General features: G+C 63.6%; 7 protein-coding genes. 5 read left to right on the top strand and 2 right to left on the bottom strand.

Annotation, left to right across the window (positions count from 1 at the left end; translation table 11 throughout):
• Nucleotides 1-2: 2 nt before the first annotated feature.
• Together AWB65_RS14475 and AWB65_RS14470 are read right to left on the bottom strand one after the other, a co-directional pair.
• On the bottom strand, nt 3-1,295 hold the full coding sequence (locus AWB65_RS14475) for a DNA topoisomerase IB (protein WP_087667921.1): 1,293 nt from the start codon (nt 1,293-1,295) through the stop codon (nt 3-5).
• A 78-nt stretch (nt 1,296-1,373) separates the two neighbouring features.
• Nucleotides 1,374-2,111, bottom strand: a complete 738-nt coding sequence (locus AWB65_RS14470; protein ID WP_087667816.1) for a metallophosphoesterase — start codon at nt 2,109-2,111, stop codon at nt 1,374-1,376.
• Nucleotides 2,112-2,354: 243 nt separating this feature from the next.
• On the opposite strand from AWB65_RS14470, the gene AWB65_RS14465 reads away from it, so the two are divergent.
• From AWB65_RS14465 to glgB, 5 genes are all read left to right on the top strand, one after another.
• Entirely contained in the window at nt 2,355-3,011 is a 657-nt protein-coding gene (locus AWB65_RS14465; protein WP_087667815.1) for a DUF1345 domain-containing protein, read from the top strand.
• A gap of 299 nt (nt 3,012-3,310) precedes the next feature.
• Complete coding sequence (glgA, locus tag AWB65_RS14460; protein WP_087667814.1) at nt 3,311-4,879, top strand: glycogen synthase GlgA; 1,569 nt, start codon at nt 3,311-3,313, stop codon at nt 4,877-4,879.
• A 346-nt stretch (nt 4,880-5,225) separates the two neighbouring features.
• A complete protein-coding gene (locus AWB65_RS14455) occupies nt 5,226-8,606 on the top strand; it encodes a maltotransferase domain-containing protein (protein WP_087667920.1) in 3,381 nt (1,126 codons plus the stop codon).
• Nucleotides 8,607-9,416: 810 nt separating this feature from the next.
• The gene (gene treS, locus AWB65_RS14450) at nt 9,417-12,794 is read left to right on the top strand and encodes a maltose alpha-D-glucosyltransferase (RefSeq protein ID WP_087667813.1); all 3,378 of its coding nucleotides are present in this window, start codon (nt 9,417-9,419) and stop codon (nt 12,792-12,794) included.
• On the top strand, nt 12,787-15,003 hold the full coding sequence (gene glgB / locus AWB65_RS14445) for a 1,4-alpha-glucan branching protein GlgB (RefSeq protein ID WP_087667812.1): 2,217 nt from the start codon (nt 12,787-12,789) through the stop codon (nt 15,001-15,003). The genes treS and glgB overlap by 8 nt, the downstream gene beginning before the upstream one ends.
• Nucleotides 15,004-15,304 lie beyond the last annotated feature (301 nt).

Raw genomic sequence — 15,304 nt, 5'->3', positions numbered from 1 at the left:
GCTCACCCAATCGCCAGTGCCGTAGGCGAGCGCGTCCGCGCCAGCTTTTTAGTCGCTGGCCGCGCCGCCTTCGGCGCGCTCTTGCGCGCGGCGCTTTCCAGAGCCTGCGCCGCGACATCTTTCCCGCTCCCCTTCAGCGCCCCAGCGCGCGCCTTCCGGCTCGACTTTGCAAGGAGACCGGTCAGTTGTGTGTCCGTCGCCGCCGCGCCGTTCCTGCTCTTGCGCACCGCTTCACGCGCCCGGCGCTTCGCGTCTTTTTCGAGAAAGATCGCAAGTGCGGCTTCGTCGGCTTTCAGGCCGTGCCGGCGCGACGCGGGCATCGCATCCGCAAGTGCGCCCGCCTCGAACGCCTCGATCACCGCCGGATGCACGTAACACTTGCGGCACACGGCGGGCGTGTTGCGCAGCAGTTGCGACACTTCCTTGATCGTCCCGACGACGTGCTTTCTCGCCTCCGTGACGGTTTCCCACGTCAGCCGCCGCAGCGACGCCAGCGCGAACACGCTGCCCGCCCACGTGCGGTAATCCTTCGCGGTGAAATCGGCGCCGGTGATTTCGCGCAGATAGTCGTTGATGTCAGATGAATTGACCGAATGGCGCGCGCCGTCGGCGTCGAGGTACTGGAAGAGGTCCTGCCCCGCGAGATCCATACAGCGCTTGACGATTTTCGCGACGCGCGCATCGTTCACCGATACATCGTGCTCGATGCCGCTCTTGCCGCGAAACTGGAATCTCAGCGTGCCGGCCGTCATCTTCAGATGTTTCTTGCGCAACGTGGTCAGCCCATAAGAGCGATTCTCGCGCGCGTATTCCTCGCTGCCGACCCGGATCAGCGTCGTATCGAGCAGACGGACGACCGTCGCGAGCACCTTGTCGCGCGGCATGCCGTCGAGGGCGAGGTCGCGCGTCACGCGGGCGCGCAACTTCGGCAGCACGGCGCCGAACGCGAGCATGCGCTCGTACTTGGTGGCGTCGCGCGTCTCGCGCCATTGCGGGTGATAGCGATACTGCTTGCGGCCGCGCGCGTCGCGGCCGGTCGCCTGCAAGTGGCCGCGCGAATCGGGGCAGATCCAGACGTCGATATAGGCTGGCGGGATCGCGAGCGCGTTCACGCGGCGGATTTCCGCGGCATCGTCGATGCGTTTGCCTTGCGTGTTGAAGTAGGCGAACGCGCTGTCAATCCACTGGCGCGTGTAGCCGGGGCGCGAATCGTCGACGTAGCGCAGTCCGGGCGGAAGGTCTTCGGGGCAGCCTTGCGGGCCGCCATTACCGGTCGATGTGTCGTGTTGTGCCACTGCGCGCCTCGCCGTCCCGTTTTCGATTTCCGACGAAACGAGCAAGCGACGTGCCGCTATGCCTTTAACGCAGCGCCATCACGGCAGCGTCAGTTCCCGCGCGCCTTCCGACGCCGCCCAGCGTTCTTTCACGGACCAGCGCCGGTCGGTGCCGGCTTCGACGATCGTCAGCCGTCCGTCAGACGAAAACGCGCCGGTATCGATGAAAACCTGCGAGCCGATGTTCTTCACGTTCTTGGTCGGCGTGTGGCCGCAGTACGTGAGCGACAAGCCCTGCTGACGCGCGGGGTCCGCACTGCCGAGCGCGAGGCCGCGGCCCCAGAGCAGCGTGTTGCGCGTCTCGGGGGCGAATTCGGCGACTTCGAGGTCGGCATCGGTGCCGAAGAATTCGGCGTGAAGCACGTTGAAGCGCTCGGCGCCGTCGCCGACGATGCGCACGAGCGGCAGCACCGACAGTCGTGCAGCGAGCGCGGCGAGCTGATCGTCGGCGAGGGTTTCGGCCCACGCGCCGCCGATTCCGTACCACGCCTGGCGGCGCATCCGGCCACTAGCGACCGCGATCAGCGCGTCCTCGTGATTGCCGAGCACGGGGAAGAACCACGGTTTGTCGATGAGATCGATGGCGGCGAGCGAGTCCGTGCCGCGATCGACGAGATCGCCGACGGAGAAAAGCCGGTCGCGCGCGCCGTCGAAGCCTATCTCCTGCAGGAGATAGCGCAACGAATCGACGCAGCCGTGAATGTCGCCGACGACGAAGTCGCGACCCGCACGGTTGGCCGGATGTCGAAGTACGACAGGATGAGTAGGAGCATTCATGGGAATTATCTTAGCTCCGCAAAGGTCAAGCATGTGCGCGCTTGCTCTCTTTCGCAACGCAATTTGAGCGCAACTTTTTTTGCCCGGGCGGAACGGCTCGCAAACGAAGGGATCGGCGGGTAAAAGGCGGGCATCGTCCTCGACAAAATCCGGTCAAGGCGGCAGTTATTGCGCGTTCCCCCGGCAGGCGATTGAAAGGCTCGTAGTCAATAATCAGCGCGCATCGAAATCCCAAGGGCTCGCATGTTTCCGCTTCCGACCGTCTTCCGCTACCGACCGCGCGCGCTGATCGCCCTCGTGATCGGCATCCTTGTCGGGTTCCTCGCGCCGGTCCACGCGTCGCACATCGCGCGCGTGCTTCTCGGCTGGGATACCACCGTGTGGCTCTACCTGATCCTGATCTGGATCAAGATGGCGCGCGCGCATCAGCAGCAGGTTCAGGAACTCGCCGAGCGCGAGGACGAAACGGCCGCCACCGTGCTGCTCGTCGTGAGCCTGGCAGCGCTGGCGAGCATCGTCGCGATTGTGCTGGAGCTGGCGGGACCGAAGCACGTGAGCATCGGCGCGGCCGTGCTGCAGTACACGCTGACCGGCGCGACGATGCTTGGCGCCTGGTTCCTGATCCCGACGATGTTCACGCTCCACTACGCGCGCCACTACTACCAATCCGACGACGACGACACCGCCCTGCTCTTCCCCGATCGTCACCTGCTGCCCGATTACTGGGATTTCCTCTACTTCGCGTTCACGATCGCCGTCGCCTCGCAGACGTCCGACGTCGTGCTGCGTTCCAGGGATGTGCGACGGACGGCGCTCGCGCAATCGGTGCTGTCGTTCTTCTTCAATCTCGCCGTCCTCGGCTTGAGCGTAAACATCGCGGCGAGCCTTGTCGGCGGCTGAGATTTTCTTCCTGCCTTAAACAGGCTGTCACATCGGCTTCATAAACTTTGCAGCAGGCACTGTGTAAAAACGGCGCCCGCCGCCGCATCAGTTTTACACGCCGCACGAGCACGCTTCACGCGCTCCGGCCCCGGCGCATTGCAGCGCCGCAATCTCCCCTTCTAGCGACGCGTGGCATACGCATTGCTCTTCCTATGCGGCCGCATAAAAACAACCTGAAGAAGCGCCGCGAACGTGCGGTCCGAAACACACCGGACGCGCCATCGACGGGCTTCCTCTCTCGCTCCGGGAGCCGAATTTTGTCCTTGAATGTACTGCTTGTCGCTTCAGAAGCCGTCCCGCTCGCCAAAACCGGCGGCCTCGGCGACATGGTTAGTGCCTATGCCGCCGCGCTGCGCGAGGCGGGCGTCGATGCCACCATCCTGATGCCCGCATATCCGGAGGCGATCGCCGCGGCCGTCGGGTTGCACGAGGTCTGCGCGTTGCCGGGCCTGCCCGGCGGCGACGCCGCGTTGCTGCGCGGCCGGATGCCCGACACCGGCGTGCCGCTCCTCCTCGTGCGCTCCGATGCGCTTTATGCGCGCGCCGGCCTCTATCAGGACGAGCAGGGCCGCGACTACACCGACAACGCCGTGCGCTTCGCCGCGCTGTCGGCGGCGGCGGTGCGGATCGCGCAAGGCATCCACGGCGTGAAGACGCCGGACATCGTCCACGCGCACGACTGGCATTCCGGCCTTACGCCGCTGCTCATGAAGCGCGCGGGCGTGAAGGCGAAGAGCGTCTACACGATCCACAACCTTGCGTTTCAGGGCAATTATTCGCTTGCGCTGGGACCGTCGCTCGGCGTACCGGCCGAATGGCTCGTGCCTGCGCTGACGAACCCCGAGAGCATCGAGTTCTACGGTGCGTTGAGTCTGATGAAAGCGGGCATCGTCCACGCCGACCGTGTGACGACCGTCAGCGAGACCTACGCCCGCGAAATCCTCACGCCGCACTTCGGCCATCTGATGGAAGGGGTGCTGCAAAGCTGCGCGGACAAACTCACGGGCGTGATCAACGGCATCGACGAAAAGACATGGAACCCCGCGACCGATCCGCTGATCGCGCGCCACTATTCCTTCGACGACATGCGCGGCAAGCACGCCTGCAAGCGCGCGCTGCAGCAGATGTTCGGTCTCCCCGCCGATCCGTTTGCGCCGCTCATCGCCATCGGCAGCCGGATGACGGGTCAGAAGCTGGCCGATGTCGTCGTCGAGGCAATTCCGGCGCTGCTCGAGCGGCATCCGCGCCTGCAAATCGCGGTGATCGGCAAGGGCGAGGCGTATATCGAAGCTGGCTTCCGGCGGCTCGCGCTCGACTGGCCGGATCGCGTGGGCGTGCGTATCGGCTATGACGAGCGGCGCGCCCACGCGCTGCACGCGGGCGCCGACATCCTCCTGCACGGCAGCCGCTTCGAGCCCTGCGGCCTCACGCAGATCTACGCGATGCGTTACGGCACGGTGCCGGTGGCGTCGCGCGTGGGCGGCTTGGCCGATACGATTGTCGATCACACTTTTCATCAGAACGATGCGCCGACCGGCTTCCTTTTCGACGGCGAAACGGTTCATGATGTGATCGCCGGCGCAACCCGGGCAATCGATGCCTTCATGCGGCCCCAACAATGGCGCACACTTCAACGCAGCGCGATGTCGCGCGGCTACGGCTGGGGCCAGGCCGTCGCGCGGTTCGTCGATCTGTACACGGGCCTGAGCGATGCACGCCCGGCGAAGAGCGCGCTCGGTACGACCCGGCGCGTGGTGGAAACCGTTCAACCGGCGTTCGTGGAAGAGGCAGCCGCCGAAGCGCCACGCGTGGCACGCAGTGCTTGAAAGAAGCACACGCGCTGAAGTAGCCTGAACATCCCGCTGTACCAGAAAGCACCCCAAGAGAAGCCGCTCGACAAGCGGCTCGCGAGAAAACCGCCGGTTTGCATGGCGGGTGCGGCACGCTACATGCTGCTACCCCCCGTGCGACCCTGGCGCCGCACCGAATGGCGCATTGCCCGGAAGCGGTGCGCGCCGCATTCGTGACCTCGGAAAGGTGATCTTCCAGTTGTCTGAGGCTCGTCTGCCGCAGCCATCCGATGTGGATTGGCTCAACGTGCCGCCCGTGAGCGTGATCGCGTCGATTGCCCGCATCCCCGCCACCGCAGGACGACTCTGGAAAAGACGAACGATGGAAAACCATCCCGCCCATCATGCGTACGCGCCGCGTATTTATTTCATCGACCCGCTTCTCGTCGGACCCCTCCCGAAATGGCCCGCTCACTTCGAGCACGCGGCCGCGCTGGGTTTCGACCACATATTGATCGGCTCGCCGTTCGTGCCCGGCGCAAACGGGCACCGGCAGGCCATCTCCGATCATCACCGGCTGCATCCCGTCTTCGAATCCGATGAACCGGCCGCCGCCGGTCTCGCCAAGCTCGCCGATGCCGCGAAAAAGCACGGCCTGACGCTGCTCGTCGATGTCGTGATCGACCGCGTGAGCGCCGACGGTGGCCTCTTTCACGAGAACAAGCACTGGTTCCACCCGTTCGAAAGCGCCGAGGCGCGGCTCGATCCGCGCCACGCGCCGCGCGAGGAAAACGTCGCGCACGCGAATTTCGGTGACGCCGAAGCCGCGCAGCACCTCACCGAATGGTGGGCGCGCGAGCTGTTGCTGCTCGCCGACGCGGGCATCGGCGGATTTCGCTTCGACGCGCCGCACAAGGTGCCCGCGCACGTCTGGCGCCGGCTCGGCGCGGCGGTGCGCGAGCGTCATCCGGAAACGCGCTGGCTTGCGTGGACGGTCGGCATCAGCCGGCACGATCTGCACGGCCTGACCGACGCGGGTTTCGACGCCGTGTTTTCGTCGTCGCGCTGGTGGGATTACCAGAGCGCGTGGCTCGCCGATGAGCACGCGGCGCTCGTGCGCGTCGCGCCGCCAATTTCGTTTCCCGAGGAGCCGTTCGGCACGCGCCTGCTGTCCGACTTGCCCGATACCGGCGACACCGCGCTCGTCGAGCGCGCGTACCAGCGCGCGCTGTACGCGGCCGCCGCGATCGGCACGGGCATCCTCGTGCCGATGGGCTTCGAGTACGGCGTCGGCCTGCCGATGTCGTATCAGTACGGCGTCGCCGCTGAATACGATCGTGCGCAGAGCCAGGCGCGCTTCGATTTGTCGAAGGATGTCGCACGGGCGAATGCTTTGCAGCGCGATACGGGCACGCTCGCGACCACGGGCGAACTGCGCTCGCTGACGGGCGCCGGCACACACTTCGCCGCCCTCGTGCGCGCGAACGGCCCGGACTTGCGCAACGCCAATGCCGCCGCGTTCATCGTCATCAATCCCGATCTCGCGACGCCGGTGCGCGTCGATCCGCTGCATCTGCTCGAAGCGGTGCCGGGCAATTTCACGCGTTTCGCGCCGCTCGGCGATGCAAAAGCCACGCCCGCCCCGCTCGCCGAATTCACGCTCGGCGCGGGCGAAGCGCGCATGTTCCGCGCGAGCGCCGAGCCGTACGTGCTGCTCGCGCAACCGCAGGTCAAGCGCGGCGCGAAGACCGCCGACAAGAAATCGGTCGCCGAGGCGATCACGAATCCACGCGTTGCAATCGAAAGCGTGACGCCGTCCGTCGATCACGGGCGCTTTCCGGCGAAGCGGATCGTCGGCGAGGCAGTCGAAGTGCGCGCGGCGATCTTCGCCGAAGGGCACGACAAGATCGCGGCGGCCGTCCAGTGGCGCGCCGCCGATGAAACCGACTGGCACGAAGCGCCGATGGTCCCCGTCCTGCCGCTCGGCAACGACCTGTGGACGACGCTCATCCCGCTTGATCGCGTGGGAAGGCACGAATTCACCGTGATGGCGTGGCGCGACGACTTCGCGTCACTCGTCGATCACATGCAGAAGAAGCTGAAGGCCGGGCAGACGGTCGAACTGGAACTCGAGGAAGCGCGGCATCTGTTCGCGCTGATGCTGGCCGAGGTGCAGACGGTCGAAGAGGCCGAGAAGGAACCGCTCGATAGCATCGTCAAGGAATTCACGAAAGCGGACGCCGATCGCAGGCTCGAACTCGTGCTCGCCGAGGCTACGGCGAAGGCGGTTGCTGACGCGCGTCACCGGCCGTTCCTGTCGCGCGATCCGGTGATCTATCGCGTCGATGCCGAGCGGGCGGCTGCACGGTTCGCGAGCTGGTACGAGATCTTCCCGCGTTCGATGAGCGACGACGAGAACCGCCACGGCACCTTCGTCGATGTGATCGGCAAGATGCCGCGCATCCGCGACATGGGTTTCGACGTGCTTTATTTCCCGCCGATCAACCCGATCGGCATGGCGAATCGCAAGGGCAAGAACAACTCGCTGACGGCTCAACCGGGCGATGTGGGCAGCCCGTATGCGATCGGCGGCAAGGAAGGCGGACATACGGCGGTGCATCCGGAACTCGGCACGCTCGAGGATTTCCGGCAAATGCTCGACGCCGCGCACGCGCATGGTCTTGAGATCGCGCTCGATTTCGCGGTGCAATGCTCGCCGGACCATCCGTGGCTGAAGGAGCATCCGACGTGGTTCGCGTGGCGTCCCGACGGCACGTTGCGTTACGCCGAGAACCCGCCGAAGAAATATCAGGACATTGTCAATCCCGACTTTTATGCGAAGGACGCGAAGCCCGAATTGTGGGTGTCGCTGCGTGACGTGTTCCTGTTCTGGATCGCGGCGGGCGTGAAGATTTTCCGCGTCGACAATCCGCATACGAAGCCTTTCCCGTTCTGGGAATGGGCGATCAACGACGTGCGTGCGCGTCATCCGGACGTGATGTTCCTCGCCGAAGCGTTCACGCGGCCGCGCGTGATGAACCGGCTGGCGAAGCTCGGGTTCTCGCAGTCGTACACGTACTTCACGTGGCGCGAGACGAAGCGCGATTTCATCGAGTACATGCACGACCTGACGCAGACCGACGCGAAGGAATTCTTCCGTCCGAACTTCTTCGTCAACACGCCGGACATCAATCCGCGCTTCTTGCAGCGCTCGGGGCGAGCGGGTTTCGTGATTCGTGCCGCTCTTGCCGCGACGCTTTCAGGCTTGTGGGGCGTGTACAGCGGCTTCGAGCTTTGCGAAGCGGCGGCGTTGCCGAACAGCGAGGAGTACCTGGATTCCGAGAAGTACCAGTTGCGTGCTTGGGACTGGAACCGGCCGGGCAACATCGTCGGCGAGGTGACGTTGCTCAATCGCATTCGTCGCGCGAATCCTGCGCTGCAGACGCACTTGGGTATCAACTTCCTGCCGGCGCACAATGAGCACATCCTGTTCTTCGAGAAGTCGAATGCGGCGGGGGACAACGTCGTGCTGGTGGCGATCAATCTCGATCCGTTCAACGAGCAAGGCGCGGACGTGGATTTGCCTTGGGCAACGCTCGAACGTTGGGGCGTGAAGGAATGGGATGCTGTCGCCGTCGAGGATCAGGTTACCGGGCAGCGGTTTCAATGGACGGGACGCAGGCAGCACGTTCGACTCGATCCGAATTCCTTGCCGTTCGCTGTTTGGCGGATAGCGCCTGCCTGGGGCTTGCCGAAGCCTTAGCGGTTTATTTTTTTGCTGCGCTTGGGGTGGGGGTGGGGTTGGTTTGGGCCGCTTGAACCGTTTGATGCGCTTGGGCTTCGATGGAACTTGCTTTCTTTTCGGTCTATTTGCTCTGCCCCTGTCCGGGGCGGGACTCACTTTCTTTGCTGCTGCAAAGAAAGTAAGCAAAGAAAGCAGCTTTCAACCGCCAGTGCTAACCAATCCATCACTAGCGTTTGGTTGGGATTGGCGCTGGAGAGTAAGTGTCGCCCTCACGGTGGACCTGGGCTTGGCTCGCGGACCCACTGTGGCAACGAGCGGTACAACGGACAGGTGCAGCAGTCATACATCCATCCTCGCGCTACGCGCTCAGACGCGGGGTGCATTCAGCAGGATCAAGGTAAGGGGTGAGAACATGCAGGAGACGAAAGGCAATCGAAGCAATGGGCTTTTGTGAACCCCACGTCGGAGCGAAGCGAGGACGGAGCCAAACGGAGCGCATACCACTCCGAGGAAGTGTGCGTTGCCGCAGTGGGTCCGCGAGCCAAGCCCAGGTCCACCGTGAGGGCGACACTTACTCTCCAGCGCCAATCCGGTTTTACGCGAGTGATGGACCGTTAGCACTGGCGGTGGGAAGCTGCTTTCTTTGCTTACTTTCTTTGCAGCAGCAAAGAAAGTGAGTCCCGCCCCGGACAGGGGCAGAGCTAATAAACCGCTAAGAAAGCAAGTTCCATCGGAGCACAAGCGCATCAAACGGTATAAAGACCAAGACAACAGCAAAGGGCAAACCAGCCTAAAGCGCCAGCGAAAACAAACATACGGAGCGAAACTGTGAAGCGCAACAAGACATCGACTCTCAGCAACGATCCGCTCTGGTACAAAGACGCGATCATCTACCAGATCCACATCAAGTCCTTCTTCGATGCGAACAACGACGGCATCGGCGATTTCCCCGGCCTGCTGGCGAAGCTCGACTACATCGCGGAACTGGGCGTCGATACGATCTGGCTGCTGCCCTTCTACCCCTCTCCGCGACGCGACGACGGCTACGACATCGCCGACTATCGCAACGTGCATCCGGATTACGGCACGCTCGGCGACGTGAAGCGCTTCATCCAGGAAGCGCACGCGCGCGATATCCGCGTAATCACGGAACTCGTCATCAACCACACGTCCGATCAGCACCCGTGGTTCCAGCGCGCACGGCTGGCGAAGCCCGGCTCGAATCATCGCAACTACTACGTGTGGTCCGATACGGACAAGAAGTACGAAGAGACGCGCATCATCTTCATCGACTCGGAGCCGTCCAACTGGACGCACGATCCGGTCGCGGGACAGTACTACTGGCACCGCTTCTTCAATCACCAGCCCGACCTGAACTTCGATAACCCCGCCGTGCTGAAGGAAGTGTTGCAGGTGATGCGCTTCTGGCTCGACATGGGCATCGACGGGCTGCGGCTCGATGCCGTGCCGTATCTCGTCGAACGCGAAGGCACGAACAACGAGAACCTGCCCGAGACGCACGCAATACTTAAGAAGATCCGCGCGACCATCGACGCCGAGTATCCGAACCGCATGCTGCTCGCCGAAGCGAACCAGTGGCCGGAGGACGTGAAGGAATATTTCGGCGACGAGGACGAATGCCACATGGCATTCCACTTCCCGCTGATGCCGCGCATCTACATGTCGATTGCGAGCGAAGACCGCTTCCCGATCACCGACATCATGCGTCAGACGCCGGACCTCGCCGAGACGAATCAATGGGCGATCTTCCTGCGCAATCACGATGAACTGACGCTCGAAATGGTCACCGATTCGGAGCGTGACTACTTGTGGAACACGTACGCCAGCGATCGCCGCGCGCGCCTGAATCTCGGCATTCGCCGTCGCCTCGCGCCGCTGATGGAACGCGATCGCCGGCGCATCGAACTGATCAACTCGCTGCTGCTTTCGATGCCAGGCACGCCCGTCATCTATTACGGCGACGAACTCGGCATGGGCGACAACATCCACCTCGGCGACCGCGACGGTGTACGCACGCCGATGCAATGGTCGTCGGACAGAAACGGCGGCTTTTCGCGCGCCGATCCCGAGCAGCTCGTGCTGCCACCCGTGATGGGCTCGCTCTACGGCTACGACGCGGTCAACGTCGAATCGCAAAGCCGCGACCCGCATTCGCTGCTCAACTGGACGCGCAAGATGCTCGCCGTGCGCCGCTCGAAGCATGCGTTCGGGCGTGGCACGATCCGCTTCCTGCGTCCGAACAATCGCAAGATTCTCGCTTACCTGCGCGAATTGCCGGGCGAACCAGCGATCCTGTGTGTGGCGAATCTCTCGCGCGCGCCGCAGGCGGTCGAGCTCGATCTGTCGGAATTCGCGGGCTCGGTGCCGCTTGAAATGACCGCGGATTCGCCCTTCCCCGCGATCGGCCAGCTCACGTATCTGTTGACCTTCCCGCCCTACGGCTTCCTCTGGTTCCAGCTTTGCCCGGGCAACCTGCGTCCGGCGTGGAGCCAGGCGCCGTCCGAACAGCTGCCCGAATTCGTCACGATGGTGATCCGCGCGGGTCAAACAGGACCAACGCCCGAGAACGTGCGTTTGCTCGAATCGGAAGTGCTGCCGTCGTATCTGAGCAAGCGGCGCTGGTTTGCTTCGAAGGATCAGAAGCTCAATAGCGTGCGGCTTGCTGCGTTGACGACGATCGAAGGCGCGGGCTTCGCGTTCACTGAAATCGAAGCCGATGTCGGCGATCACACCGAACGCTACGTGCTGCCGCTCGCGATTGCGTGGGGCACCGAGACGACATACCCGCTCTACATGCAGCTCGCGCTCGCGCGCGTGCGCCGCAACCGCAACATCGGGCACCTGACCGATGCGTTCGCCGTACCGCAGTTCACTTACGGCGTGTTGAAGAAGCTGCGCGAGCGCGCCGTCGTGCCGACCGTGCAGAAGAGCGAAATCCGCTTCCTCCCGACCGAGCGTCTCGCCGAACTCGACTTCACGCCCGAAGCGCCGCCCGAAATCCGCTGGCTCGCGGCCGAGCAAAGCAACAGCTCACTCGTGATCGGCGATCGAGTGGTGCTGAAACTCGTGCGGCGGCTGGTGGGCGGGATTCATCCGGAAGCGGAAATGAGCCGCTATCTGACGAAGCTCGGCTACGCGAACACCGGACCGCTCTTCGGCGAAGTGGTGCGCGTCGATCCGCAAAACGTGCCGCACACACTCGCGATTCTGCAAGGCTATATCGAAAACCAGGGCGACGCCTGGAACTACGCGCTCGACTATCTGCGCCGCATCGTCGATGAACTGGCGGTCGCCGTCGATACCGAAGAGCACTCGCCGAATCATCAGAACGAACTGCAAGCGTTCGAAGGCTATCGGTCGATTGCGGGCATCATCGGCAAGCGGCTCGGCGAACTGCACGTCGCGCTCGCCTCGCCGACCGACGACGAAGCGTTCGCGCCGCAACGCGCGACCCAGAAGGACGTCGATGACTGGTTGAGCGGCACGCTCGGCCTCCTCACGACGGCGCTCGACATCATCACGCAGAAAATCGGCGACTTCAACGAGCACGACCGTTTCCTCGCGCAAAGCGTGATCGATCGTCGCGACATGCTGATCGAAGCGGTGAAGAAGCTCGTGCCCGAGAGCACCGATGCGCTGTGCATCCGCATCCACGGCGATTTCCACCTTGGACAAGTGCTGATGGCGCAAGGCGATGCTTACCTGATCGACTTCGAAGGCGAGCCCGCGCGTGCGCTCGACGAACGCCGCCGCAAGACGAGTCCGCTGCGTGACGTGGCTGGCCTGCTGCGTTCGCTTTCGTATGCCAGCGCGGCCGCGCAATCGACGACGGAAAATGCGCCCGCGCAGACCGCCGATCGCAAGCGCGCGCTCTTCGAGCGTCTGCGCGCGCATGCTGAGGAGAGTTTCTTGCTGCAATACAAGGAGGCGGTGGCGCAGTCACCCGAGCCGATCGCGGGCGAGAAGACTTACGCCGCGCTGCTGGATCTTTTCCTGATCGAGAAGGCCGCCTACGAAATCCGCTACGAAGCGGCGAACCGTCCGACGTGGATCGGTCTGCCGTTGCGCGGCCTCGCGTCGCTCGCGAGCCGCCTGCTGGGCGACACGGGCGCGCCGCCCGCGCCCGGCACGCGTCACGTGATCGAAGCAACCAAGGACACCTCCGATGGAACCCAACATGAATAAGCGTACCGATGCGAAAGACCCTGCCGAGGGCCTGCATTCGCTCGACATCGACGCCCTCGTCGAGGCTCGCCATCCCGATCCGTTTTCGAAGCTGGGCATGCACCAGACGGAAGCGGGCCACGTCGTGCGCGTGCTGCTGCCTGGTGCATCGAGCGTGACGGTGATCGACCGCGAAAGCGGCGCGCCGCTCGGCAGCCTGACGAAGATTCACGACGCGGGCCTGTATTCGGGTTTCGTCGATCGACCCGGCGCGTATCGTCTCGCCATCGACTGGCACGGCACGCCGCAGGAAACGCATGATACGTATGCGTTCGGTCCGGTTCTGTCGGAGGATTGGCTGAACAGGCTCGCCAACGCCGATCCGTATGCGGTGCTCGAATGCCTCGGTTCACGGCCCGTCACGCATGAAGGCGTCGCGGGCGTGCGGTTTGCCGTGTGGGCGCCGAATGCGCGGCGCGTGTCGGCGGTCGGCGACTTCAACTCGTGGGACGGACGCCGGCATCCGATGCGTCTGCGGCATAACGCGGGCGTGTGGGAACTCTTCGTGCCGGGACTTGGCGCGGGCACGCGTTACAAGTACGAGATCGTCACGCGCGATGGCCACACACTGCCGCTCAAGGCCGACCCGTGCGCGATGCAGAGCGAAAAGCCGCCGGCGACTGCATCGGTCGTCGCGGACGGCGATGCCATCGACGGCTATCAGTGGACCGACGCCGACTGGATGCAGACACGCGGTGCGAAGCAGACCGCGAGCGCGCCGATCACGATTTATGAAGTGCATGCCGAGTCGTGGCTGCGTGTCGAGGAGGACGGCAATCGAGGGATGAACTGGCACGAGCTTGCCGAGCGGCTGATTCCGTACGCGAAGGGCATGGGCTTCACGCACCTTGAATTCATGCCGATCGCCGAGCATCCATTCGGCGGCTCGTGGGGTTATCAACCGCTCGGGCAGTTTGCGCCGTCCGCGCGTTTCGGCACGCCGGAGCAGTTCGCCGAGTTCGTGAACCGCGCGCACGAGGCGGGGCTGGGCATTATCCTCGACTGGGTGCCCGCGCACTTTCCGAACGATGCGCACGGCCTTGTCCAGTTCGACGGCACGCCGCTGTACGAGCATGCCGATCCGCGCGAGGGGTATCACCAGGACTGGAACACGATGATCTACAACCTCGGCCGCAACGAGGTGAGCGCGTTTCTGGTCGCGTCGGGTCTTGCGTGGCTGAAGCGCTATCACGTCGATGGATTGCGCGTTGACGCGGTGGCTTCCATGCTCTATCGCGACTACTCGCGCAAGGCGGGCGAGTGGGTGCCGAACATGTATGGCGGCCGCGAGAATCTCGAGTCGATTGCGTTTCTCAAGCGGCTGAATCACGAAGTACGGCAGTTCGCGGGCGCGATCACGATCGCCGAGGAATCGACAGCCTGGCCGGGCGTGACGGCGCCGGTTGAGGACGGTGGGCTTGGCTTCGACTTCAAGTGGAACATGGGCTGGATGCACGACACGTTGCACTACATGGAGGAGGACCCGGTTTATCGCCAGTACCATCACCACATGTACACGTTCGGCATGGTGTACGCGTATTCCGAGCGGTTCGTGCTGCCGTTGTCGCATGATGAAGTGGTGCATGGGAAGGGGTCGCTGATCGGCAAGATGCCGGGGGATCGCTGGCAGAAGTTTGCGAACTTGCGGGCGTATCTCGGGTTCATGTGGACGCATCCGGGCAAGAAGCTGTTGTTCATGGGTGGCGAGTTCGGGCAGGTCGCCGAGTTCGATCACGATACGACGCCGCACTGGCATTTGCTCGACGACCCGTTTCATGGCGGCTTGCAAAAGCTCGTGCGCGACTTGAATCGGCTCTATGGCGACGAGCCTGCGCTGCATAAGCTGGATAGCGATCCGCGCGGATTCGACTGGCTTGTTGGCGATGACTCGGCTAACAGCGTTTATGCGTTCCGGCGCACGGATGGCGAGGGTCGTGAACTGGTCGTTGTGTGTAACTTGACGCCGGTGCCTCGGCAGGGTTATCGGATCGGATTGCCTCGCGGCGGACGATGGAGCGAGGTGCTCAACTCCGATGCTTCGATTTACGGCGGATCGAATATGGGCAATGGCGGCGTGATTCACGCGGATGACTTTGCGAGCCATGGGCGGGCGCATTCAGCTGCGTTGACGTTGCCGCCGTTAGCGACGATTGTGCTTCGTGCCGATTGAGGTTTAGTGGGTTCAACCGTTTGATGCGCTTGTGCTCCGATGGAACTTGCTTTCTTAGCGGTCTATTAGCTCTGCCCCTGTCCGGGGCGGGACTCACTTTCTTTGCTGCTGCAAAGAAAGTAAGCAAAGAAAGCAGCTTCCCACCGCCAGTGCTAACGGTCCATCACTCGCATAGGGGAGGGGATTGGCGCTGGAGAGTAAGTGTCGCCCTCACGGTAGAACCCGGCTTGGCTCGCGGACCCACTGTGGCAACGCGCGGTACACCGGACCGGTGCAGCAGTCATACATCCGTCCTCGCGCT

The sequence above is a fragment of the Caballeronia humi genome, assembly GCF_001544475.1.
GTDB lineage: Bacteria > Pseudomonadota > Gammaproteobacteria > Burkholderiales > Burkholderiaceae > Caballeronia > Caballeronia humi.
The sequence above is the reverse complement of the archived record's forward strand: the minus strand, read 5'-3'. Positions and strand labels throughout refer to the sequence as shown.